24 protein-coding genes are annotated in these 22,535 nt (G+C 50.4%); 11 read left to right on the top strand and 13 right to left on the bottom strand.

Features of this window, described 5'->3' with window-relative positions; genetic code table 11:
- Window positions 1-5: 5 nt before the first annotated feature.
- Genes ccmI through ccmA form a run of 9 tightly spaced genes read right to left on the bottom strand, consistent with a single transcriptional unit; the run spans window position 6 to window position 7,066 of the window.
- A complete protein-coding gene (gene ccmI, locus ACO05E_RS15140) occupies window positions 6-1,232 on the bottom strand; it encodes a c-type cytochrome biogenesis protein CcmI (RefSeq protein ID WP_419810333.1) in 1,227 nt (408 codons plus the stop codon).
- Window positions 1,229-1,708 (bottom strand): cytochrome c-type biogenesis protein, encoded by a 480-nt coding sequence (locus tag ACO05E_RS15135; protein WP_419810332.1) that lies wholly within the window; start codon window positions 1,706-1,708, stop codon window positions 1,229-1,231. The genes ccmI and ACO05E_RS15135 overlap by 4 nt, the downstream gene beginning before the upstream one ends.
- Window positions 1,709-1,722: 14 nt before the next feature.
- Window positions 1,723-2,244 (bottom strand): DsbE family thiol:disulfide interchange protein, encoded by a 522-nt coding sequence (locus ACO05E_RS15130; RefSeq protein ID WP_419810331.1) that lies wholly within the window; start codon window positions 2,242-2,244, stop codon window positions 1,723-1,725.
- Window positions 2,241-4,247: a heme lyase CcmF/NrfE family subunit gene (locus ACO05E_RS15125; RefSeq protein WP_419813628.1), complete on the bottom strand. Its 2,007-nt coding sequence runs from the start codon at window positions 4,245-4,247 to the stop codon at window positions 2,241-2,243. Before ACO05E_RS15125 ends, ACO05E_RS15130 begins: the two co-directional genes overlap by 4 nt.
- Window positions 4,248-4,268: 21 nt before the next feature.
- Entirely contained in the window at window positions 4,269-4,730 is a 462-nt protein-coding gene (ccmE, locus tag ACO05E_RS15120; RefSeq protein ID WP_419810330.1) for a cytochrome c maturation protein CcmE, read from the bottom strand.
- The gene (ccmD, locus tag ACO05E_RS15115; RefSeq protein WP_419810329.1) at window positions 4,714-4,917 is read right to left on the bottom strand and encodes a heme exporter protein CcmD; all 204 of its coding nucleotides are present in this window, start codon (window positions 4,915-4,917) and stop codon (window positions 4,714-4,716) included. The genes ccmE and ccmD overlap by 17 nt, the downstream gene beginning before the upstream one ends.
- On the bottom strand, window positions 4,917-5,663 hold the full coding sequence (locus ACO05E_RS15110; RefSeq protein ID WP_419810328.1) for a heme ABC transporter permease: 747 nt from the start codon (window positions 5,661-5,663) through the stop codon (window positions 4,917-4,919). The genes ccmD and ACO05E_RS15110 overlap by 1 nt, the downstream gene beginning before the upstream one ends.
- Window positions 5,664-5,717: 54 nt before the next feature.
- Entirely contained in the window at window positions 5,718-6,386 is a 669-nt protein-coding gene (ccmB, locus tag ACO05E_RS15105; protein WP_419810327.1) for a heme exporter protein CcmB, read from the bottom strand.
- Between the two features lie 23 nt (window positions 6,387-6,409).
- Window positions 6,410-7,066: a cytochrome c biogenesis heme-transporting ATPase CcmA gene (ccmA, locus tag ACO05E_RS15100; protein ID WP_419810326.1), complete on the bottom strand. Its 657-nt coding sequence runs from the start codon at window positions 7,064-7,066 to the stop codon at window positions 6,410-6,412.
- A gap of 156 nt (window positions 7,067-7,222) precedes the next feature.
- Here ccmA and ACO05E_RS15095 point away from each other — a divergent pair, with 156 nt between their 5' ends.
- Both ACO05E_RS15095 and ACO05E_RS15090 read left to right on the top strand, forming a co-directional pair.
- Window positions 7,223-9,010 (top strand): flagellar hook-length control protein FliK, encoded by a 1,788-nt coding sequence (locus ACO05E_RS15095; RefSeq protein ID WP_419810325.1) that lies wholly within the window; start codon window positions 7,223-7,225, stop codon window positions 9,008-9,010.
- A gap of 47 nt (window positions 9,011-9,057) precedes the next feature.
- Window positions 9,058-9,357: an EscU/YscU/HrcU family type III secretion system export apparatus switch protein gene (locus ACO05E_RS15090; RefSeq protein ID WP_419810324.1), complete on the top strand. Its 300-nt coding sequence runs from the start codon at window positions 9,058-9,060 to the stop codon at window positions 9,355-9,357.
- 38 nt (window positions 9,358-9,395) lie between these two features.
- On the opposite strand, the gene ACO05E_RS15085 is transcribed toward ACO05E_RS15090, so the two are convergent.
- Window positions 9,396-10,079: a TetR/AcrR family transcriptional regulator gene (locus tag ACO05E_RS15085; RefSeq protein ID WP_419810323.1), complete on the bottom strand. Its 684-nt coding sequence runs from the start codon at window positions 10,077-10,079 to the stop codon at window positions 9,396-9,398.
- A 402-nt stretch (window positions 10,080-10,481) separates the two neighbouring features.
- Between ACO05E_RS15085 and hemN the strand changes: the two genes are divergently transcribed.
- The gene (hemN, locus tag ACO05E_RS15080; protein ID WP_419810322.1) at window positions 10,482-11,876 is read left to right on the top strand and encodes an oxygen-independent coproporphyrinogen III oxidase; all 1,395 of its coding nucleotides are present in this window, start codon (window positions 10,482-10,484) and stop codon (window positions 11,874-11,876) included.
- Entirely contained in the window at window positions 11,830-12,390 is a 561-nt protein-coding gene (locus ACO05E_RS15075; protein WP_419810321.1) for a TlpA family protein disulfide reductase, read from the top strand. The genes hemN and ACO05E_RS15075 overlap by 47 nt, the downstream gene beginning before the upstream one ends.
- A gap of 4 nt (window positions 12,391-12,394) precedes the next feature.
- Here ACO05E_RS15075 and ACO05E_RS15070 read toward each other — a convergent pair whose 3' ends face one another.
- Entirely contained in the window at window positions 12,395-12,994 is a 600-nt protein-coding gene (locus ACO05E_RS15070) for a hypothetical protein (protein WP_419810320.1), read from the bottom strand.
- Between the two features lie 151 nt (window positions 12,995-13,145).
- Here ACO05E_RS15070 and ACO05E_RS15065 point away from each other — a divergent pair, with 151 nt between their 5' ends.
- Together ACO05E_RS15065 and ACO05E_RS15060 are read left to right on the top strand one after the other, a co-directional pair.
- A complete protein-coding gene (locus tag ACO05E_RS15065) occupies window positions 13,146-13,913 on the top strand; it encodes a GNAT family N-acetyltransferase (protein WP_419810319.1) in 768 nt (255 codons plus the stop codon).
- Between the two features lie 72 nt (window positions 13,914-13,985).
- On the top strand, window positions 13,986-14,318 hold the full coding sequence (locus ACO05E_RS15060; RefSeq protein ID WP_419810318.1) for a hypothetical protein: 333 nt from the start codon (window positions 13,986-13,988) through the stop codon (window positions 14,316-14,318).
- A gap of 120 nt (window positions 14,319-14,438) precedes the next feature.
- On the opposite strand, the gene ACO05E_RS15055 is transcribed toward ACO05E_RS15060, so the two are convergent.
- Entirely contained in the window at window positions 14,439-15,374 is a 936-nt protein-coding gene (locus ACO05E_RS15055) for a diguanylate cyclase domain-containing protein (protein ID WP_419810317.1), read from the bottom strand.
- A gap of 271 nt (window positions 15,375-15,645) precedes the next feature.
- On the opposite strand from ACO05E_RS15055, the gene ACO05E_RS15050 reads away from it, so the two are divergent.
- Genes ACO05E_RS15050 through ACO05E_RS15030 form a run of 5 tightly spaced genes read left to right on the top strand, consistent with a single transcriptional unit; the run spans window position 15,646 to window position 21,160 of the window.
- The gene (locus ACO05E_RS15050; protein ID WP_419810316.1) at window positions 15,646-16,464 is read left to right on the top strand and encodes a glucosaminidase domain-containing protein; all 819 of its coding nucleotides are present in this window, start codon (window positions 15,646-15,648) and stop codon (window positions 16,462-16,464) included.
- A 5-nt stretch (window positions 16,465-16,469) separates the two neighbouring features.
- Window positions 16,470-16,862 (top strand): PilZ domain-containing protein, encoded by a 393-nt coding sequence (locus ACO05E_RS15045; RefSeq protein ID WP_419810315.1) that lies wholly within the window; start codon window positions 16,470-16,472, stop codon window positions 16,860-16,862.
- Between the two features lie 17 nt (window positions 16,863-16,879).
- Window positions 16,880-18,088 carry an acetate/propionate family kinase gene (locus ACO05E_RS15040; RefSeq protein WP_419810314.1) on the top strand — a complete coding sequence of 403 codons (1,209 nt, stop codon included), beginning with the start codon at window positions 16,880-16,882 and terminating at the stop codon, window positions 18,086-18,088.
- Window positions 18,081-20,219 carry a phosphate acetyltransferase gene (pta, locus tag ACO05E_RS15035; protein ID WP_419810313.1) on the top strand — a complete coding sequence of 713 codons (2,139 nt, stop codon included), beginning with the start codon at window positions 18,081-18,083 and terminating at the stop codon, window positions 20,217-20,219. Before ACO05E_RS15040 ends, pta begins: the two co-directional genes overlap by 8 nt.
- A 53-nt stretch (window positions 20,220-20,272) precedes the next feature.
- Complete coding sequence (locus ACO05E_RS15030) at window positions 20,273-21,160, top strand: acyltransferase (protein ID WP_419810312.1); 888 nt, start codon at window positions 20,273-20,275, stop codon at window positions 21,158-21,160.
- A gap of 76 nt (window positions 21,161-21,236) precedes the next feature.
- Here the strand turns inward: ACO05E_RS15030 and ACO05E_RS15025 are convergent, their stop codons facing one another.
- Window positions 21,237-22,487 (bottom strand): diguanylate cyclase, encoded by a 1,251-nt coding sequence (locus ACO05E_RS15025; RefSeq protein ID WP_419810311.1) that lies wholly within the window; start codon window positions 22,485-22,487, stop codon window positions 21,237-21,239.
- Window positions 22,488-22,535 lie beyond the last annotated feature (48 nt).

Below are 22,535 nucleotides of genomic sequence, written 5' to 3'. Positions count from 1 at the left end.
AAATTTCACTGGTCACTATCAACACGCTGACTGATCACCAGCTTAATCACTTCCGGCTCCTGATTGCTCACCGGGGTTTGCTCTATCTGCCAGTCCCCGGCTTGAGCCACCGGCTGGCCGGATTTCGACACTCGCGCCACCACGGTAACCTGAGCATGAGACGATAAGTTCATGCCCGCCATCATGGCTTGCGCATCGGATAAGGTAACTACTTGAGGCAAATCCGCTACCGTCAACTTCTGCGCCGCTAATGGCATTGGCGGGCCAGTCACGGCTTTTGCCAATACAAATACTGCATCCTGAGGCTGAACCGACGCTTTTGCCTCAGCCGATAATTCAACCAGCACCTTAATTTCAGCACGCTTAAGGAAACTCAGGTCAACGCTTTCACCCTGCTCTGCCAATTTATCCGCCGCACGGCGAATGCCCTGCTCCAGATACGCCGCTTCTTGCCCCGCCGGTAAGCCTGCCCACAGCACACGCCAGTGATCAATCGCCGCCTGATATTTATTCAGCTCAAAAGCAAAAATACCGGCCAGACCCATCGCCTGACGGTTATCCGGCATCAGTGCCAATGCGTCTTTAATCAGCTGGTAGTTGCTTTCATCCGCTTGCTGATCGGCGGCAAAGAAGCGCGCCTGGGCCAGCATCGTCATGGTGGTCGCACGATCCACTTTGGCTTCTTGTGGTAGTGTCACCAGAATATCGGCAAATACATCAGCAGCTTGTTTAAAATCGCCCTCTGCGTTCAGCAATCGGGCACGTAAAAAACGCCATTCAATTTCATTCGGAAATTTATCCGATGCCATGGCTAAGCGTTCCAGCAATTCCTGTTGCTCAGGCACGCTGAGTTGTGCCTGGGCACTTTTGCTTAATAATTCGGTTGCCCGTAATTCATTGCCCGCGCCCCAGTTCTGATACAACAGAAACGTCGCAGCCAGTGCAGCAACAAATAATGACAGCGATAACACCCAACGATTGGCGGCATTTTCTTTTACTGCCGAATCCTGTTCCTGAGCATCGCTGGCAAGGAATTCACGATCCAGTTCCAGCTGCAATCCAGCACGGGTTTCGTCGTCTAAATCCGCTTGCGTTAATTCCTGACAACGCTCCTGATATAAGCGCAGATTCTCTTCACTCTGGCTCACCACATGGGTGTCTGTTTTATAAAATACCGGCTTAATTAATAATGCCAGTAATGGCAATAACAGCAGAATAATTGCCCAGATCATGAATCAGCACCTTCTTTTTTTAACTGTGCCAGTCGTTGTTTTTCAGCGTCGGTTAACGGCGTCATCTGTTTTTTATTACCACCACGGCGCACCATCACCAGCAACACCAGACCCAGAGCAAAAATAATCAGCGGACCAAACCACAATAAAAAGGTATTGGTACGCATTGGCGGGTTGTAGCGCACAAAATCGCCGTAACGATCAACCATATAGCCCACTACTTCATCGTCGCTTTTGCCCTGTTGCATCAGCTCATACACTTTATCGCGCATATCCCGCGCAACCGGAGCATTGGAATCGGCCAGGTTCTGGTTCTGACATTTCGGGCAGCGTAAATCTTCAGCCAGTTGATTAAAGCGCTCGGTATCTCGTTGGTTATCAAACGGGTATTTATGACCTTCAATAACTGCCAGGCTCATCGCAGAAAAGCCGGACAGCAGCAGGAAAAACGACCAACGTAAAAAAACAGAATTCATCAGCGTTTCTCCGGTTATTGCATCGCATCAAACTGGGGTTTTAATTTTTCCCAGACGCGTGGGTTTAAATCACCCACATGTTTGGCGCGAATAATGCCCTGACTATCGACTAAAAACGTCTCCGGTGCGCCATACACACCGAGGTCTAACCCCAGCTTGCCATCCGGGTCAGACACATTAAACTCATACGGATTGCCATAGGCACTGAGCCATTGCTTGGCTTTAAAGTCATCGTCTTTATAGTTGATGCCAATAATACGAATGCCTTCACTGGCGAGGGTATTTAAAAATTCGTGCTCGGCTTTACAGGTTGGACACCAGGTCGCCCAAACATTCACCAGCATCGGCTGACCATCAAGACTGGTGGCCGAAATTTCAGCCCCACTTTCCAGTGCCTTGGTAGCAAATTCCGGGAACGACTTACCAATTAATGGCGACGGCAATACGTCTTTATTTTCTTTGCCCAGGCCGATCCAAAACAGCACTCCCATGGCGAAAAATATCGCCAGGGGAATAAATAATAACGCGCGATTCATACGGTTTGCTCCTGTGGTTGAGCAGGATCCTGTGCCGTTTTGCTTAGGTTTTCTTTACTACGGTTTTCTTTACGGCGGCTATTTTTGCTTCTGTAACGTTTATCCAGCATGGCTAACAAACCACCCAGCGACATAAAGAGAGAACCCAGCCATACCCAGCGCATAAACGGTTTTACCTGCAGGCGCATACCCCAGGCGCCATTCTGTAATGGTTCACCCATGGAAACATACACATCGCGCCACAAATTCACGTCGATTTCTGCTTCGGTCATCACCGTACCACGCGCGGTATAACGGCGTTTTTCTGGTGTCATCACTTCAATCAGATCATCACCGTCATACACATGGAAACGGGTGGCCTGCGAGGTGTAGTTTGGCCCCTGAATCTGACCACTTTCAACAAACTCGAAGCGATAACCACCGAATTCAGCACTCTCACCCGGTGCCAGGCGCACCGACTTTTCGATGCTGTAATTCGCCACCAAAGTGACACCAATAACACTAACCCCAACACCAATATGAGCGATTATCATGCCTAAATAACTGAGGCCCAGTTTCGGAATACGGGCAACCTGACCACGGGACTTCTGCCACACATCCCATAAGCTTGCTGCAATCACCCAGATCGCCACAAACATACCCATCACCACCTGCCAGTTCATGTCATTACCCATCAACAGCGGTGTAGCAAAGGCCAGCAGCACAGCCACCACAAACGCAGCCAGCAATTCTTTACTGAGGCGTTCAACAGCGTCGGCTTTCCAACGTGACATAGCTCCTAAACCAACCAGGAAACTTAATAACACCGACAGAGGTACAAACATGGTGTTAAACCAGGCAGCGCCTACCGAGATTTTGCCCATACCCATAAAGTCGATAATCAGCGGATATAAGGTACCCAGCAAAATCGCAAATGCTGACACCAGCAGCACCAGATTGTTGGCCAACAAGGCGCTTTCACGCGAAACCCATTCATAACGGCCAACAGAAGCCACCGTTGGTGCTTTCAGGGCGTACAGCAATAAAGAGCCGCCGACGCAGATGCCGAGCAAGGCCAGAATAAATACCCCCCGCTCCGGGTCTGAGGCAAACGCATGTACCGAGGTTAATACGCCTGAGCGCACCAGGAAGGTACCCAACAAACTTAATGAGAAGGCAAAAATCGCCAGTAATACCGTCCAGCTTTTAAATAAGCCGCGTTTTTCGGTGACCGCCAGCGAGTGAATTAATGCGGTTGCTACCAGCCAGGGCATTAATGAGGCGTTTTCAACCGGGTCCCAGAACCACCAGCCACCCCAGCCAAGCTCGTAGTACGCCCACCAGCTGCCCAGTGCAATACCTAACGTCAGGAAGATCCAGGCAGCCACCGTCCACGGACGCGACCAACGTGCCCAAGCGGCATCCAAACGGCCACCCATCAGTGCCGCCAGTGCAAAAGCAAACACCACCGATAGCCCGACATAACCCATGTACAGCGTAGGCGGGTGAACGATCAGACCAAAGTCCTGCAATAACGGGTTTAAGTCGCCCCCCTCTCGTGGCGGAGACGGCAGTACCCGCTCAAACGGATTAGAGGTTTCTACGGTAAATAAGATAAAGCCCACAGATACCATGCCCATAATGGACAGCACCCGAGCCACCATGATTAGCGGTAATGACTGGCTGAACCAGGCCACCGCCACGCCCCAACAACCCAGCATCGCCACCCACAGCAGTAATGAACCTTCGTGAGCGCCCCATACCGCACTGATTTTGTACGGAGTTGGCAAGGCAGTGTTGGAGTTGGAGGCCACATAGGCAACCGAGAAGTCGTCAATCACAAAACTGTAGGTCAGAGCGATCAGGCTGATCACCAGAAACAACGCCTGCGCAGTTGCCAACGGGCGAGCATAGGCCATTAACCAGTCACGTCGGGCGGCAACACCGACCAACGGCACCACCACCTGAAACGCGGCCATCACTAACGCCATAATCAGCGCCAGCTGACCTAATTCCGGCACCATTGCTTGAAACTCAGTCATGCTTTACTCCCGCGCCGCATCGATAGCTTGTACACCGTCCGCGTGGGCTTTTTCCAACGCGTCTTTTACTTCGGGTGGCATATAGTTTTCGTCGTGTTTTGCCAACACTTCAGACGCCTGAAAAACACCCTTATTGTCCAGCTGGCCCAGAGCCACAATGCCCTGCCCTTCGCGGAATAAATCCGGCAGGATACCTTCGTAATAAATCGGCACTTCAGCAGCGCCGTCGGTCACTTTAAACAGCACACCTAAACCTTCGGTGTCGCGCTCAACCGAACCATCCACCACCAGGCCTCCGGCACGCATGGTACGGCCTACCGGCGCTTCACCATTGGCGATCTGAGTGGGGGTCATAAACAAATTGATATTCTGACTCAGGGAATACATCAGTAGGCCTACGGCCGTGCCCAGGCCCAGCACCATAAAGATAATCAGGGTTAATCGTTTTTTACGCTGAGGGTGCATCTTCTCTCTCCTGGCTCTTGCGTTCACGGCGTAAACGCTGAGCCTGTTCTTTAATCAAGCGACGGCGGCGGATAACAGGCAGCAAGATATTTAGTAGAATTATTGCGCTGCTCAGGCCATAAGCGAGCCAGACATAAAAGCCGTGGCCGCCCATAGCAAAAAATTCGGTCATACTGTCGAACTGCATCAGGACTCCAGAATCTGTTTTACCCACTTGCGCTTACGTTCGTGCAGCAGGATTTCATTACGGGTACGCAGGATCACCAACAGCGCAAAAAACGCATAGGTGGCCACAATCATAATCAGTAGCGGAATCAGCATTTCGGTCGCCATGCTGGGTTTTTCTGTCAGTTTAAGCGTGGCGGGCTGATGTAAGGTGTTCCACCACTCAACCGAGTATTTGATAATCGGGATATTCACCAGTCCCACTAAAGCCAAAATAGACGCCGCTTTATGACCACTGTCTTCGGATTCCATCGCCTGTTGAATCGCCATCACGCCAAAATACAAAAACAGCAGCAGTAACATGGAAGTTAAACGCGCATCCCAGACCCACCAGGTACCCCATGTAGGCTTACCCCAGATGGCACCGGTTAACAGCGCAATTAAACAAAAGCTGGCACCAATCGGGGCGATGGTTTTCGCCACCCAGGCCGCCATTTTCATGCGCCAGATTAAAAATACCGCACCGGCAACGGCCATCATCATATAAGCGCTTTGTGCCAGAATCGCCGCTGGTACATGGATATAAATAATACGGAAGCTATTACCCTGCTGGTAATCCGCCGGGGCATAAGCCAATCCCCAGACCAACCCAACCACACCAGCAATGGCTGACAGACCAACTAACCAGGGAATCCACTTGCCGGTAATTTCATAAAACCATTTGGGTGATCCCAAACGGTGATACAAACGTACTATCCAATCCCACATAATCGACTAATCCGGTACTTATAATGTTATGGCGCCAGGATCTTTTAACAGGCCCTAGCGCGACAAATTCAGTTTGAGTGCAGCGGCAACCGCAAACGGTGTCAGGCACATAGCTAATGCCAGAATGGCACCTAAAAAACCCAGTTGCCCATTGTAATCCATACCAATACCCGCGCTGTACACGGCACTGGCGGCAAAAATTAATACCGGGATATACAAGGGCAGAATCAACAAACTCAGCAACAAACCACCGCTGCGTACACCAGCCGTCAGCGCAGCACCCACGGCACCCAATAAACTTAACACCGGAGTGCCAACCGCCAGGCTGAGTATCAGCGCGCCATAGGCTTCATCCGGCATATTCAGCATCAACGCCAGCACCGGCGACATCATAGTGAGCGGCAAACCACTGATACACCAGTGTACTAAGGCTTTGCCTAACGCCATGGCATATAGCGATTCGCCCGATGCCAACCATTGTTCCAGCGAGCCATCTTCGACATCGGCTTTAAATAACGCATCCAGCGATAACAACGTAGCCAGCAATGCCGCCACCCAGATCACTCCACCGGCAATTTTACTGAGAAATTTGGGGTCTGGATCAACCGCCAGTGGAAATAACGCCGCCACCATCAAAAAGAACATCAGCGGATTAAGCCATTCGCCAGGGTTACGCGCCGCCAGTAAGAAGTCGCGTTTTACCGTTGCCAGCACCAGACTCATTGCAGCCACCTGCTTTTCATGAGCTAAATTCTCCCCAATTCCAGCTGGCGCAATGCAGCAATGTTTTCCAGGGCATGGTGCGAGGTAATCACCACACTGCCCTGGCTTTCTACATGCTGCTGCAAACGGTTTTCCAGCCAGCTGACACCGGCTTTATCGAGTGCGGTAAAGGGTTCATCCAGAATCCATAACGGTGCCGGGCCGGTACCTTGCTCAGCCAACGCCAGACGCGCCAGGCCTACACGGCGTTGTTGTCCGGCCGATAATTGCATACAGGGAGTTTCTTCATAACCAAACAGCTGTACTTCGTCGAGGGCACGCCAGAGATCGTCTTCGCTGACGCTCCAGGCTGACGTTAACCAGCGCAGGTTTTCGATTGGGGTCAGGGCTTTTTTAACGGCGGATAAATGGCCCATATAAAGGCGTTGCCGAGCATAATCTGCGTAGACATCCAGCAGGTTCTGGCCCTGCCACAACAGCTCGCCGTCGTAATCACGATTTAAACCGGCTAACAAACGCAACAGCGTGGTTTTACCCGCACCGTTCGGGCCAACCAGCTGCAACAGCTCACCGGCCTGTAACTGCAGATCCAGATGTTCAAACAGCACCCGATCGTCGCGCTCGCAATACAACTGGCGTGCCTGCAAATCAATACTGATAGTGCCTGTTACGGCGGTCATAATGACCCCTTACATCTGAAAACAAGATTTTATCCGGGTAACATACACACCCTTGCGGATAAAACCGGCGCATTATATACAAATTCATCCTTTAAGGACGAAGGCGCACAAACTAACATGGGTAAAGATGAGTAAACCTTGGCCGATGTCAAAAATATGCCTGAAACAGTAACCGGAGCTGCCAACAGCAGCCTGCCATTAATCTCTGCCAAGACACTGAAATCGGCCCGTCTGAGCCCCGGTTCGCCCACGGCTGAGCAACGATCACATATTATTCAGGCGGAAGTCATCTCTTCACAGAAACATCCCGACAAAAGCGGACAAAGCCTGATCACAGTCTCCGTTGAAGGACGTCAGCTGCAGCTCAGTAGTGAGCAGCCTCTGAGCAAAGGCAGCCAGCTGACACTGCAATTATTGATTCAGGCAGCGGATGATAATTCTCCGGAAAGTATTCAGCAGATTAAGGTATTGGCGATTAATAGCACCGCCCTGCAGCCCACCCTAGCCAGTGGCAAGCCAACAAATATTGAAGCCGCGTTAAAGCAACTTGCTCAGCAGCTGCAGGCAAACGCTCAAGGTCAAACAAATACTTCAGACTCCAACACAAACCCGCTTACAGCCAATAAACCCTCGCCCGGTGAAGTCCGACAATGGCTGGCGCAAACATTGCCACTGGCGACACTGCGACCTCAGGCTCAAACTTCGGCACTCACTACCTATAGCGCCAGCGCAAGAACCTACAGTGCGGCGCCTCAAGTTTCTGGCACTGGCACAGGCATCAGCAGCCAGCTCCCGAATAATCCGATTACCAACCTGCAACTGGCAGCCCTAGCGCAGAAAGCGCTGAGCAACCCGGAAACACCAGACTCGGTTAAACACACGCTGAATCAGTATCTGACACAATTAACCTCTGCCAACCAATCGGCCGGAGCGAAACAGCAGATTCATAACTCTGGCCTGAATTTTGAGGCCAAACTGGTTAGCCTGCTAACGAGCATCGCTAATCAAGTGAGCTCTAGTGCCAATCAGGTGAGTGCCAACCCGCTGAACACGGAAGCACCTTCTGCAGCCAATGCCAACGTATTTAGAAGCCTGTGGCAAGCAGCCAGTTCAAGCGCTACGACCAGCAGCAACCAAAGTGACACGACCAAAGGTAGCAATGAAGGCCGCAGCATCAGCCAGATTTTGGCAGACACCAAATCTCAGCTCGAAAATTCATTAAGCAAAGCCGTTGCCAGTCTAAATAGCAGCCGCGAGACCACTCAACTGAACAGCCAAACTAATAACGCTTTATCAGCGTTATCGGAACAGCTGAATCAACTGCAATCCAGTGATCTTAAAGCGGTATTAAGTAAAAGCCTGCAACTCTGGCTCAATCAGATTAACGCCCAACGCGCAGGCAGCGGTGAAACACAAGCGACACAACAACTGTCGTCACAGCTCTCATCACAACTGAGCAGCACGTTGCAGGAACGGCTGCCGGAAGGCTTTCGTTTGCTACAGGGAGCACTGGCGAATATTGAGTCAGAACAACTGCAACGCCTGCAACAAAGTAACGACCAATGGCAATTGTCTTTGCCGTTGTTAGTGCGTCAGGATCAGCAACTGAACGACGTCCGGGCGCAATTATTTAAAGACACAGACGACAGCACGGATGCCAATGGCAAGCAGAAAAAAATCCAGTGGCGGGTTCATCTGCATTTTGACCTGGCGCAATTAGGACCGCTGGATGTCGAGGTAAATATGCGAATACCATCACTGTCGGCGACCTTCTGGTCAACACAAGCGTCCACTCTGGCACTGTTGCAACAGCACCTGGCTCCGCTGCGCAGCAAGCTCAGCCAGTTTGGTGTGGAAGTGGAAACCTTAAATGCGCGTCACGGCCAGCTACCCGAACGTCAACGTAACCAGATTCATGGCAATCTGGTGGACATTCACAGTTAACTACCCAGCTAACGTACGGTCTGCTATCGATGAATAAGAAAACTCATATGAAAAACAAGGATCAAACGGCAGGTATTCCGGAATCGCTGTTTCAAGCCAGCGAAGCCTTAGCGCTCAGTTATGACGGGGTATCCGCCCCTAAAGTCAGCGCTAAAGGTGAAGATGAACTGGCACAGGCCATTATCAATCTGGCGCTGCAGCATGAAGTGCCCGTGTATGAAAATGCGTCGTTAATGCGCTGGCTCAGCCAACTGGAACTTGGGGATGAAATTCCGGAAAATATGTATCAGGTGATTGCCGAAATACTGGCGTTTGTTTACCAGCTGGAAGGCAAAACACCACAATAGCGTTGCCTTCTACAGCAAGTCGTTTTCTACCTACCAAATCAATTCGCTTGAGAAGCGGCCTGCTGATACTCCTCCAGCGCCTTCTCCAGCGACACCAACAACCAGCTGATATGGCTGCGAATCATATCCTGCGGAATCAGCTCGACTCCGGCAATCAGATTGGATAAGGACTTATAGCGATAGGAATCAATCAAGCCGTGAATTGAGGCAACAAAATACAATGTCATTTGTTTTTGTTGTGGCTCCGGGCAATCCACCAAGCCGGGCAATGCATCCACCAACAAGGTCGACGCGTGTTGCTGCCACTCATCGACCAGACGTTCAAGATGGTATTTTACTTCCTGATCGGCGGCATCGGATTCTTCCAGTGTCAGGCGTGGCGGTTGAAACATTAACTGATAGTAACCGGGGAAGCGCTGAGCAAACTGAATCAGATCCATAGCGAATTGATACACGCCCTTATCCGGAGAAATGCCACGGCGCAGCTGCTCATTAATATCCAGAAATGCCAACTCAAAACCACGTCGGCGGGTATTCAGGAATAACGACTCTTTATTGGGAAAGTAGTTGTAAATATTACTGGCTGTCATACCCAGCTGAGAGGCCAGCTTACGCATGGACAAATGATGGAATCCCACCTCAGCCATCACACTGGAAGCGCTATCCATAATACGCTGACGCTGGGCGATGATTTCTTCGGATGTGAACGGTTTTTTTGGCATTTTCCCTACCCTTATCCTTACCTTTGTCACAGTTAGGTACAGACAGATACCGAACTACCCAATATTGTAACTGCCTTTACGTTTTGTCATCAAACGACCGTTTTCTAACAAAAGCAAGAAAGTTATCGACCACTGCAGCAAAAAATTGACTATTTTTCTCGAAAAACCCTGAACCCTCTCTAAAATACCGCATTTTAAGCCATTTTTGGCTGAGACCATTCACCATCAGGAAAAACGTAAAACATTATAAAACCTGTATCCAGGCCCTTTGAGCAGGCCTCTATTCTGAACTATCTGACATCTTGATATGGAACAAGGTGCGACACGCTCACTCACCTACACTGCTGCGTAACAAGCCGTCAGAGCTTTATCTCCCTCAGTTGCAGCAGAATCAGAATTGTTATGAGTGAACATCTTCAATGGGACCCCCTGTTAATCCAGCGTTATAACCGCCCGGGGCCACGCTATACCTCTTATCCAACCGCCGTTGAGTTTTTACCGGTAAGCGGCGACAGTTTTGAGCGCGAAGCCTTTGCTAATCGCGATCCGGAAACACCGCTGTCTCTGTATATCCATATACCGTTTTGCGCACACGTCTGTTACTACTGCGGCTGCAACAAAATTGTGACCAAGCGCCGCGAGCAGGCGGAGCCTTATCTTGAACTGTTAAAAAATGAAATTCTGACCAAGAAGCAGCTGCTCGGTAGTAGCCGCCGGGTTGAGCAATTACATTTTGGCGGTGGTACACCAACGTTTTTATCCGATGAACAACTGCAGGATCTGATTGAATTTTTACAGCAACACTTTGATTTCAGCGATGCCGCCAGCGCTGACTATTCAATTGAAATTGATCCTCGGGAATTACGCCCCGGAACACTAAAAATGCTGCGCCAGCATGGTTTTAACCGCATCAGCTTTGGCGTACAGGATCTGGAAGAGCAGGTTCAGATTGCCGTTAACCGGGTACAACCAGAGAGCATGATTCGTGCGGTGATGAAAGAAGCCCGGGAACTGGGTTACGGCTCGATTAATATGGATCTGATTTATGGTCTGCCACACCAGACACTGGAAAGCTTTGACCGCACACTGGATACCATTATTGAACTCAGCCCGGATCGCTTATCGGTGTTTAATTACGCTCACCTGCCAGAGCGCTTTAAGCCACAACGCCGGATTAATGGTGATGACCTGCCTTCGGCTCAGGAAAAACTGGCGATTCTCGGTCACTGCATCGAAAAACTGTCCGGTGCTGATTACCATTATGTGGGGATGGATCACTTTGCCAAACCCGACGACGAGCTGGCGAAAGCTCAGGCCAATGGCGAATTACACCGCAACTTTCAGGGCTACACCACCCATGGCAATTGTGACCTGATTGGCTTTGGCGTTTCCTCCATCAGCCAGATTGGTGACTATTATCTGCAGAATCAGGTCACGGTAGACGCCTACGAACATTGTTTAACCAACAACACGTTACCGACGTTAAAGTATCGTCATGTGACCCACGATGACCGGATCCGTCGTTACATCATTGCTGAGTTACTGTGTCATCTGAACGTGCAATTTGCCGAACTGGATCGCAACTTTCATATCAACAGTCGCGATTATCTGGCCGATAGCCTTACGGAATTACAGCCGATGATTGCCGATGAACTTGTGGTGGTTGATGATGTCGAAATTCGCATCACCGAAAAAGGACGTTTGCTGGTTCGCAATGCCTGCATGGCGTTCGACAGCTACCTGAAACAGCATGAGCAACCCAACCAAGAAAGACGACGATTCTCAAAAGCCATCTGAAGCGGATTTGTCATCGCAAACAAACAGACGCTGGCGCAACCACTTGTTTGAACTTTTAGTGGTTGTGTTGGTGTTTATTGGTCTGAGTCAGTGGTTAAATCGCCATCTGTTACAAGACGGCACTCATATCCCGAACCTGACTCTGCCAACCTTGCAGGGGAATCACTCATCACTCAACTGGCCCGCCGCTCACGATAAAACCCTGATCTATTTTTTTGCTCCCTGGTGCAGCGTTTGTCGCCTGAGTATGCCGGGGTTAAATACCCTGCCCGACAACCCGAATATTCGTATTATTGCCATTGCACTGGATTACGAACAAACCGCTGATGTCAGCCGCTTTATTGATGATATTGGCTTTAACCAGGAGGTATTACTGGGTAACCCGGATATCCGTCAGCGCTTTAATATCACTGGCTATCCCAGTTATTACGTGCTGGATCGTGAAGGAAAAGTGATTCATCAGGACCGAGGAATGAGCACGCCGCCCGGGCTGTGGTTACGCACTCAAATTTAAAAGCTTAAAGGATACCCGGCTTACCATCCCAAAAGGCCCAGCTATCGCCGTCGTATTGCAGATAAACCCGCTTTTCAAACGGCTTTTCGTAAGATTCGCGACTGCGACGCAGGGTACGTGCACCATCAAATGCGGCGTCATGAATCCACTCCTGCTGATCATCGACGTACCACTGAATGTAAGCTTCTACATAGTAGTACTGACCAATCTGATACGGGGTGGATATTTCCATCACTGTTTTCAAGCGGCCATAGCCATAATAAAAACCTTCATCGGTCGGTGTCTGGCCGTCAGCGCCCGGGTAGTTGTAGACCCAGCCAACCTGAACTTTACGGCGCTTTGCGCCATTCACTTCAACCGTGACCATTTTGGTTTCTTTTTTACGCTCCAGCAGCCCATGATCGACCAGTGCCGACAAAAATCGTGAGTCTTTACCCTGTGATGCCCGCTCAACCGCATAAGGCATCGGGAACGGCAGCCACTTCAGATCCTTACGCTGCAGCGCTTGATCAATCAGGCTGGCAGCATGGTTTTCACCGAGAAATGGCTGACCCCAGGCCAATCCACTCAGCAGTAATAAAAATGTAATAATTGGTAGTTTCATCTTATCCCCCTCTCTTTTAGGATAGCGCGCAACAGGCATACAGGCAGGTTTCTGAGTCAGATATTTTAATGAGCAGATCAGCCGCTCCTCTGTAACCCCGCTGTCATAAGTCTGTTTTACTGTCACGCAAAACGGATAAACGAGCATCATTATGCAACAAGCCATCGCCACTCAAGCACAACCGCTGCCGCCCAGTGAATCACCACTGGTTGCCCGTCTGACCACAGACCCGGCAGAAATCCATCAGGCACTGGATTTACGCTACCGGGTCTTCGCTGAAGGTATGGGAGCTAACTTACCAACGGCCGATCAGGGAATTGATAAAGACGAGTTTGATGATCTGTGCCTGCATCTGATTGTTAAAGACGTACACGGCGATCGCGTGGTTGGCTACAGCCGTATTTTAACCAACGAACAGGCAGCACAAGCCGGTGGTTTTTATTCATCAACGGAATTTGATCTGAGCCAGATCATCAAACCAGGCAAGCGCTATATGGAAATTGGCCGCACTTGTGTGGATCCGGATTACCGCAGTGGTGCTGTGATTGGTTTATTGTGGGGCGGCATTGCCCAGTTTATGGCGGCCAACCAGATTGATTACCTGATGGGTTGTGCCAGCATCTCCTTATCCGAAGGCTATTCCCGTGCCATTGCTATTGTCGATTACTTACGCGACAAACACTTCACTGCCGAAGATATGCGCGCCGAGCCGCGTGTTCATATGCCACGCACCGAAGTTGAACTGGATGGCAAAAGCCTGGTACCACCACTGCTGAAAGCGTATCTGCGAATTGGTGTCAAAGTGTGCGGAGAACCTTTCCTTGATAAAGACTTTAACGTCTGTGATGCCCTGATTCTGTTAGGTAAAGATGACATGAATCAGCGTTACCTGCGTCACTTCGTAAAAACCGAGGGTTAACGGCCAGGCAAACCACAAAATGCGTGACTCTCTGCTAACCTTTATGCAGACCGATTGTATTACGGAGAGGTTATGAGTCACATTACCATCAGTCAGGCCAGCGAACTGATCTGGGATTTATTAAAAACACTGGAAGACGCCTATTGGGAAACCAATAGCTGTCAAGATAAGGATGTTATTTTTAATTTGCTGCAAATTCTCAATGGCGAGTATATGGAGTTGGCGAAGGTCAGCATTCAGGACCACCATTACGAATATGAAGTGATCACCACCAGCAAAGAGTTATTGCATCAGACTTTGAGCAAATTCCAGCAGTCCAGCAATGACAGTGTTCATCGCCAGTCGACCGCAACCCGACTGCATAAACTGATCAATCAGCTGAATTCAAATCTCAGCTCGCAATAGCAGGCTAAAGCGGCCGCTATTGCCAATAAAAAACCTCTGAGACCTGACGTCGCAGAGGTTTTCCTTTTTCTGGCTTCAACTACAGACAGTCATGCTCCGCAAGGGAAGCGAGGTATTTGATTAGTTAGTCAGCAACATCCGGATGGATGCCAGATCCACCGCTTCACTCATGCGATTACGCCCTTCTGATTTCGCGGTATACAAGGCTTCATCAGCGGCCGTCAGCAATAACCGGCAATCTTCTCCGGCAGCGGGCTCACACCAGGCCATGCCCATACTGAGCGTCACCATATCACTGGTAACGGAAGCATCGTGTGGCAAACGCAACATCGCTACCGCTTGCTGAATACGCTTAGCAACAACTTCGACTCCTGACAGCTGAATCGACGGCAAAACAACCGCAAATTCCTCCCCTCCATAACGAGCGATTAAATCACAAGGACGCTGCACACAGGATTGCAACGCCCGGGCAACTTCCTGCAAGCACACATCACCAGCAACATGGCCATAGTAATCGTTGTACATTTTAAAGTGATCGAGATCGACCATAATCAGACCGATACTGCTGCTTTCGCGCTGTGCACGACGCCACTCGGACAATAAAAACTGATCCAGATAACGGCGGTTTGCGACTCCGGTCAGGCCATCCGTTGCACTTAATGCTTCAAGCCGGGCAACTTCCTGACGACGCTGCAGTTGCGACTTAAGGCGAGCAAGCGCCAATACCGGGTGTAATGGCTTACGCAGATAATCTACCGCGCCCGCCAGCAATGCCTGTGCTTCATCCTGAGCGGCATCAGGGCCCATCACCACCACATCACATTTGCGCAATAACGGATTAGCACGCCAGCGGAGACAGAATTCAGCCAGATCTTCATCGATAAAATGACGATCCAGCAGTAACAGATCCGGCTTAAGCGTTGGACTGCCCAACCAGTACTGCAGTTGCTCATCCTGAACAGCACTGACAACGGTGGCATCAGCCGCCAGCAAATCCGCCAGTTCAGCCTGAATGGCAAGTGTCTGATCTGCAATAATGATGAGTGGTTGAGTCATAGCTGTTTCTTAATCAACGGTGTCCTGAAACTATCGGCCAGAATACACGAAACTTCTGTTTTATTAATAAAAATACACATTAAACCACTGGTTTTTATTTAAAAGACATTTTAGTGGCGAAATAAAGTAATAATCACAGCGGTGAATTGACATCATTTTTCGATTTTTTGCTTTCTCCGTCGTGCAGACTCTTGGGCCACCGGTCATTTCCGGTATACTCGCGGCCATCTGAATATATGACTGGCTTACACAATAAAACTGAATGGACACTATGCGTAATTCACTTCTGATCAGCGCTCTGGGTATTTCCGGACTGCTTGCGTTCTCATCCGGCATGTATATGTCATGCAACACGACTAATACTCAGACACCCCAAACGGTTCTGACCGACATTGAGTGGGTCAACCCGGATTTACCGGACTTTGCCGCCTATACCGATGTGAAAGCCAAAAAACGGGCATTTTTTTCGTTTCTGGAGCCACTGATCAGTCAGGCCAATCACGCTGTGTTACTGGAACGCCAGCAGATCTTAAACTGGCAGGATAACGCTCAGGAAAACCCACAGGAATTAGCCCGTCTGTTGAAGAAATATCGGGTGAGCGCCAGTGACAAAACACAGCAACTGAACGAGCTGGCAGAAAAAGTACAAACCATCCCACCATCACTGGTGATGGCTCAGGCAGCCAATGAATCTGCCTGGGGTACTTCACGCTTTTCACGCCTTGGCAACAACCTGTTCGGGCAGTGGTGTTTTACCCAAGGCTGCGGCATCGTGCCTTCTTCACGTAACAGCGGAGCCAGCCACGAAGTGGCCAAATTCAGTTCACCGGCCGAATCCGTTGCCAGTTACATTCGTAACCTCAACAGCCATCCAAGCTATGAACCATTGCGCCGCCTGCGTACTCAGGAACTGCAGCAGCAGGGCTACAGCAGTGGTAACACACTGGCAGCCGGTTTATTAAAGTACTCTGAACGTGGTGAAGAATACGTCAAAGAAATCCGCGCCATGATTCGTCATAACCAATTGTCCCGCTTGGATAACGGCGAAAAGTTTGACGCGGGACAAGAAGCAGAGAAAAACCAGGGTTAAAGCACATGTCAGACAGTGAACGTCGCTTCCGGCAGCGTTATGATGCTGCCCCTCTGAAACTTGAGTTGCGTCTCATTAACTTGCTCGGCCGCCCGGGCAAGCGCTATCAGGCGGTCGCCCGGAACTTTTCAACCGGCGGCGTCTCAATTGAAACCCAGATCAAAATGAAGCCGGGTAAACGCGTGTTGTTGTCGATCACCAGTGATGATCACAGCCTGCAGGCAGTACCGGCTATGGTGCTCAGAGCAGACAGCAAGAACGAACTCTACTGCTATGCTTTACAGTTTAATATGGAACAAGTGTCTGAAGCCGCCAGTCGCGGCGCAGACACAGTTTTGCAGCATCTGGAGTTTACCCTCAGAGAATATACGCAAAGGGAGCAAACGATCCCTTTATAACCCGAAAAGGAATCAATGTGAGCCAATCTGTACTTGTTATTAATTGTGGCAGCTCGTCGATTAAATTCGCACTCTACCCTTCCAGCGATTCATCCGCTCCTTCTATCAAAGCCCTGGCTGAACGCCTGGGCGAGCAACAACCGCTCCTGACCATCAAAAGCGCTGATGCTCAAGAAAACAATACAAACACCAATACCGTACTTGAACTCGACCCGGGAGCCGCTCACAAAGAAGCGCTATCGGCTTTTATGGATCAGTGTCAGTCGGCATTATCGCAACTGGCAGGCATTGGCCACCGCATTGTTCACGGTGGTGAGTCCTTCAGTGCCAGCACCCTGCTCGATGACAACAGCATTGCTCAGTTAAAACAGGTGTCGGATCTGGCACCGTTACACAACCCGGTGAACTTATTAGGGGTTGAACTCTGTCAGCAATTACAGCCCGGAGTACCCAATGTTGCGGTATTTGATACCGCCTTCCACCAAACCATCCCTGAATCCACCTATCTGTACGCCGTGCCTTACGACTGGTACCAGAATGCCGGTGTAAGACGTTACGGCTTTCATGGCACCAGCTACCGCTATGTCGCTCAGGAAACCGCACGCCGTTTGCAGCAACCGGCGGATAGCCTGAATCTGCTGATTGCGCATCTGGGCAACGGCTGCAGCGCTTGTGCTATTGCGCAGGGGAAATCCGTTGATACCACCATGGGCTTAACACCACTGGAAGGCATGGTCATGGGGTCACGCAGCGGCGATATTGACCCATCACTAATTGACTACATGGTGAATCACAAAGGCAAAACTCTGGAACAGGTTAGCAACGATTTAATTCGCAACAGCGGTTTAAAAGGATTATCTCAGCTGAGCAATGACATGCGCTCTTTATTAGAAGCTGAGGCCGAAGGACATGAAGGTGCCAAACGCGCCATTGACGTGTTCTGCTTCCGGGTTGCGCGTCAACTGGCGGCTCTGTCAACGTCACTCTCCAGTATTGACGCCATTGTTTTCACCGGCGGCATTGGTGAACACGCCAGCGAAGTCCGGCGCAGGATTCTGGCCAGCTGGCGCAATCTCGGCTGCCGCCTTGATGCCGAGCTGAATCAGCAAAATGGCGATGACACTGGCCGCATCAGCGCCGAAGGCACACAACGCATCATGGTGGTCGCCACCGATGAAGAATTAATGATTGCTCAGGATACTTACCAGCAGGTGACTCATGATTAATATTGTTATTGCCCCAACCGGCATGGAAAGTGGCCTGACAACCATCAGCCTGGGCCTGCTCCGGGCACTGGATGCTCAGGGCCTGAAAGTGGGTTTTGTTAAACCCGTAGCACCGGGCTATGGCGATCATGAGCGCTCCACTCATCTGGTGCGTACCGTATTGCAATTACAAACGCCAAACCCGATGCAATTGCATCAGGTACAACAACGCATCAGTGATGGCATGCTCGATCGGGTACTGGAAGATGCTGTTGCCTTGCACGACTCCATCGCCAAAGATTGTGATGTGGTATTGATTGAAGGCCTGGCACCGGATCGTTCGGAACCCTACACCGCCAAACTCAATGCCGAAATTGCTAAGGCTCTGAATGCAGACGTATTGCTGGTTGCCAATGGCCGTGACCGCTCCGCCAGCCAGATTAAGGCCGATCTCAAACTGCAGCGTGGCATTTATGGTGGCAGCAAAGCGAATCTGTTGGGCACCATTATCAACAAAGTGGGCAGTACCGCAGCACAGCAGCCTTTCCTGCAGGCTGATCAAAGTACCTCTGATCGTGTCTCTCCTGCCAGCGCCCCCACCCTTGAGGAAGAATGCTGGCAACTGGGCAGCAAGCAATGCCCGGTCGTGGGCGTTATTCCCTGGCAGCCGGAGTTAATCAGCCCGCGCGCGATGGATATTGCCCGGTTATTTGACGCAGAAATTGTTAACGAAGGTGAGCTTGATAGCCGCCGGGTATTACGCATTACCTTATGCGCCCGCACCCTGCCCAATATGATTGACACCCTGCGCCCGGGCACCCTGATCGTGACGCCTGGCGACCGGGATGACATTGTGCTGGCCGCCGCAATGGCCGCCAATAACGGCACACCGCTGGCCGGCATTCTCTTCACCGGTGGCCTGCGACCCAATCAGGGGGTCATCGACTTATGCCAAAGTGCTCTAGCTACCGGCATTCCGGTGATGAGAACCCAGCTGGATACCTTTGCCGCCGCTGAAAAGCTGGCCCATATGGATCATCACGTGCCAATGGATGATGTTGATCGGGTGCAGCGTATTATGGAATCCGTCACTGAACATCTGAATTCAGAGTTGCTGATGGAGCGTCTGGGTGCGCCTCATGCCAGCCGTTTGTCACCGGCAGCCTTCCGCTATCAGATTGTGGCTAAAGCCTGCAGCGATAAGCAGCGCATTGTATTGCCTGAAGGTGATGAGCCCAGAACCGTTCAGGCGGCCGCCATTTGTCAGCAACGTGGCATTGCCGATTGCGTTTTACTGGGTGATAAAAGCAAAATTCTGCAGGTTGCTCAGGCCAACGAGATTGAGCTGCCGGAGGATTTACAAATCCTGGACCCGCTGGACATCCGCGAACATTACGTGCCGCCAATGGTGGAGTTGCGTAAACACAAACAACTGACCGACCCAATGGCTCTGGCACAACTGGAAGATAACGTGGTGCTGGGTACCATGATGCTGGCGGAAGACGACGTTGATGGCCTGGTATCTGGTGCGGTACACACCACGGCTAATACCATTCGCCCGGCATTGCAGCTGATTAAAACCGCCCCCGGCGCCAAGCTGGTCTCTTCGGTTTTCTTTATGGGTCTGCCCGATCAGGTACTGGTGTATGGCGACTGCGCCGTTAACCCGGACCCGAATGCCGAGGAGCTGGCGGATATCGCGATTCAGAGTGCCGGTTCTGCTGCGGCAATGGGCATCCCCGCCAGAGTCGCGATGGTGAGCTACAGTACCGGTAAATCTGGTAGCGGAGCTGATGTCGAAAAAGTACGCACCGCGACTGAACAGGTTCAGGATTTACGCCCGGATCTGGTGGTCGATGGCCCGCTGCAATACGACGCCGCTACGACTATGAGTGTTGCCCGTTCCAAAGCGCCGGACAGCGCTGTAGCCGGACAAGCGACTGTGTTAATCTTCCCCGACCTGAATACTGGCAACACCACGTATAAAGCGGTTCAGCGTAGCGCCAATGTGATCAGCATTGGCCCGATGCTACAAGGACTGGCAAAACCGGTTAACGATTTATCACGTGGTGCTCTGGTGGAAGATATTGTTTACACCATTGCATTAACGGCTATTCAGGCACAACAAAGAAAACAACAGCTCACCGAGTAACACGTTTACCGGGGAAAAATTTTTACTATAAAAAAACAAGGACAATTGCTCTCATGCCTGCGCTGATTACCGGCATTATTGCCAGTGTATTATTGCTGACGAATATTCTGTTTTGGGTCACCTTTCTGATGATTCTGACCTTACTCAGTAAAATCATTCCGGTTCCAGCGATACGCAAAGTCATCAGCAAACTGATGATTATGGTGGCTGAGAGCTGGGTGTACTGTAACAGTGGCTGGATCTGGCTGACGCAGAAAATGGCGTGGGACATTCGTCTGCCACAAAACCTCGACCGTAATGGCTGGTATTTTGTCGTGAGCAATCACCAGTCTTGGGTAGACATCCTGTTGCTACAACACACGCTGAAAGGTCGCGCTCCCTTCCTTAAGTTTTTTCTGAAACAGGAATTAATTAAGGTGCCTATTATGGGTGCCGCCTGGTGGGCACTGGATTTTCCGTTTATGAAGCGTTACAGCAAAGCGTATCTGGAAAAACACCCGGAAATGCGTGGTAAAGACTTAGAAACCACTCGTAAGGCCTGTGAAAAATTTAAGGAAATTCCGACCTCGGTGGTGAATTATCTGGAGGGGACACGCTTCACTCAAAGCAAACACGATAAGCAACAGTCTCCGTATCAACATCTGTTAAAGCCCAAGAGTGGTGGAATGGCTTTTGCCATGAGTGCCATGGGAGATCAATTTAAGTCGATCATTGATGTGACGATTGACTACCCCGATGGTATCCCAACCTTCTGGGATTTTTTGCAGGGTAAAATGAAGCGCTGTACGGTGATTGTGGAAGAGAAAGCCATTCCGGAATCCGTTCGTGGTGGTGATTACGAAAATGACGAAGCATTTCGTGCCACTTTCCAACACTGGGTACAGACGCTTTGGCAGGAGAAAGACGCGACATTAGCGCGCCTGAAACACGAGACAGCTTAGAGGGGATTTACCATCTAAGCCCCTTAACCGCTAAGCACTCAACCGCTAAGCCAAACATCTAAACACCTATCCGGGCTCAGGCAAGCAGAGCCCGGTTACGGCCTTCATCTTTAGCACGGTACAGTAAGTCGTCTGCACGGCGGATAAACTCTTCATAAGAATCGGTGATTTCAGGGGTTTGCCCCACCACTCCGGCGCTGCAGGTTACCACCTGATGACGGCTATGAGCATGAGCAATGGCCAGTCCCTGAATATTCGCCAGTACCTTATCCGCCATCTCAAAAGCATCTTGCGCCGTCACTCCCGGCAGTAAAATCACAAACTCCTCACCGCCATAACGGGCGCACAAATCCGCTGAACGATTGCAGCTACGTTTCATCGCTGCCGCCACCTGACGCAAACATTCATCGCCACTGGCATGACCATAGTTATCGTTATATTGCTTAAAATAATCAACATCGAGCAGAATCAGAGAGATGGGCTGTTGTGCTCTCAGGCAACGAAACCATTCTTTCTCCAATGCGTGCTCGAAGTGGCGGCGATTGGATAACTGGGTGAGCTGATCGGTGATCGACAGGTATTCCAGTTTTTTGGTCATCAGTTGCAACAGTTCGGCTTCGAGCACCAGCAAACGATTGCGCATGTAATTATTGCGGCAATCTTCTTCCAGAATAAAGGTCAGGTAACACCCCAACATAATCAGTGACAGCCAAAAGCCGAGATAGTACGACACATAAGACCACATAACCTGTCCCAGCTCCGAGGTGACGGCTCGATCACCGGGCAACACCATCAGGCAAAACAGCGAAAAAATCAGTCCGGAAGAACACACAAAACCACGGAAACTCAGCCGCAAAGACACCATCAGTAAAACCTGAACCGGCAGCATCCCAAGATGAAAGGCATAACGCGCAACACCTTCCAAATAAGAGGTAAAAATAATCAGAGAAATACCACCACCCAGGTTAATCATAAGCAGCACGGTATAAAGATGACGCCGCAGCAGAGGCTTTGGTAAATAATACAGACCGGCCAGAGCGACACCGGCCAACACCAGGCGAAAGCGGAAATAATCAAACCAGGTTTCACCGATCAGAAAATAATCGGCCAGGCCAAACGCTAAATAAATGAGCAAAGCCCCAAGCATCACGTTGCGCTCGGCAAAAAAGAAAGTACGGCTGCGATAGCTCAGATAATTTTTCTCCAGTTCGTCATAAAAGCGCGCAACACCTTTGTGACTTTTCCAACTGGCGGTTAAATGGTTGATCTGCTTTTCAACTGACTTTAAGGTATCTTCTTTAGCAAAACCTGAAGGGGATTCCGGCACTGTGACTTCCCTACCCGAATGTATTTTTAATGGTTAGAAGCGTTTTTT

Origin of the sequence: Bacterioplanoides sp. (assembly GCF_965226395.1) — a bacterium.
Classification (GTDB): Bacteria; Pseudomonadota; Gammaproteobacteria; order Pseudomonadales; family Oceanobacteraceae; genus Bacterioplanoides.
This window is presented reverse-complemented; position numbering and strand designations above follow the sequence as displayed.

Excerpts from the sequence above, each read along its gene's own strand:
- ccmI (WP_419810333.1), bottom strand. The coding sequence starts at position 1,232 with ATGATCTGGGCAATTATTCTGCTGTTATTGCCATTACTGGCATTATTA.
- ACO05E_RS15060 (WP_419810318.1), top strand. The coding sequence starts at position 13,986 with ATGAGTCACATTACCATCAGTCAGGCCAGCGAACTGATCTGGGATTTA.
- ACO05E_RS15055 (WP_419810317.1), bottom strand. The coding sequence starts at position 15,374 with ATGACTCAACCACTCATCATTATTGCAGATCAGACACTTGCCATTCAG.
- ACO05E_RS15085 (WP_419810323.1), bottom strand. The coding sequence starts at position 10,079 with ATGCCAAAAAAACCGTTCACATCCGAAGAAATCATCGCCCAGCGTCAG.
- ACO05E_RS15030 (WP_419810312.1), top strand. The coding sequence starts at position 20,273 with ATGCCTGCGCTGATTACCGGCATTATTGCCAGTGTATTATTGCTGACG.
- ACO05E_RS15075 (WP_419810321.1), top strand. The coding sequence starts at position 11,830 with ATGAGCAACCCAACCAAGAAAGACGACGATTCTCAAAAGCCATCTGAA.
- ACO05E_RS15090 (WP_419810324.1), top strand. The coding sequence starts at position 9,058 with ATGAAAAACAAGGATCAAACGGCAGGTATTCCGGAATCGCTGTTTCAA.
- ACO05E_RS15045 (WP_419810315.1), top strand. The coding sequence starts at position 16,470 with ATGTCAGACAGTGAACGTCGCTTCCGGCAGCGTTATGATGCTGCCCCT.
- ccmD (WP_419810329.1), bottom strand. The coding sequence starts at position 4,917 with ATGCAGTTCGACAGTATGACCGAATTTTTTGCTATGGGCGGCCACGGC.
- pta (WP_419810313.1), top strand. The coding sequence starts at position 18,081 with ATGATTAATATTGTTATTGCCCCAACCGGCATGGAAAGTGGCCTGACA.
- ccmB (WP_419810327.1), bottom strand. The coding sequence starts at position 6,386 with ATGAGTCTGGTGCTGGCAACGGTAAAACGCGACTTCTTACTGGCGGCG.
- hemN (WP_419810322.1), top strand. The coding sequence starts at position 10,482 with ATGAGTGAACATCTTCAATGGGACCCCCTGTTAATCCAGCGTTATAAC.
- ACO05E_RS15050 (WP_419810316.1), top strand. The coding sequence starts at position 15,646 with ATGCGTAATTCACTTCTGATCAGCGCTCTGGGTATTTCCGGACTGCTT.
- ACO05E_RS15095 (WP_419810325.1), top strand. The coding sequence starts at position 7,223 with ATGCCTGAAACAGTAACCGGAGCTGCCAACAGCAGCCTGCCATTAATC.
- ACO05E_RS15070 (WP_419810320.1), bottom strand. The coding sequence starts at position 12,994 with ATGAAACTACCAATTATTACATTTTTATTACTGCTGAGTGGATTGGCC.
- ACO05E_RS15125 (WP_419813628.1), bottom strand. The coding sequence starts at position 4,247 with ATGGTGCCGGAATTAGGTCAGCTGGCGCTGATTATGGCGTTAGTGATG.
- ACO05E_RS15065 (WP_419810319.1), top strand. The coding sequence starts at position 13,146 with ATGCAACAAGCCATCGCCACTCAAGCACAACCGCTGCCGCCCAGTGAA.
- ACO05E_RS15135 (WP_419810332.1), bottom strand. The coding sequence starts at position 1,708 with ATGAATTCTGTTTTTTTACGTTGGTCGTTTTTCCTGCTGCTGTCCGGC.
- ccmE (WP_419810330.1), bottom strand. The coding sequence starts at position 4,730 with ATGCACCCTCAGCGTAAAAAACGATTAACCCTGATTATCTTTATGGTG.
- ccmA (WP_419810326.1), bottom strand. The coding sequence starts at position 7,066 with ATGACCGCCGTAACAGGCACTATCAGTATTGATTTGCAGGCACGCCAG.
- ACO05E_RS15130 (WP_419810331.1), bottom strand. The coding sequence starts at position 2,244 with ATGAATCGCGCGTTATTATTTATTCCCCTGGCGATATTTTTCGCCATG.
- ACO05E_RS15110 (WP_419810328.1), bottom strand. The coding sequence starts at position 5,663 with ATGTGGGATTGGATAGTACGTTTGTATCACCGTTTGGGATCACCCAAA.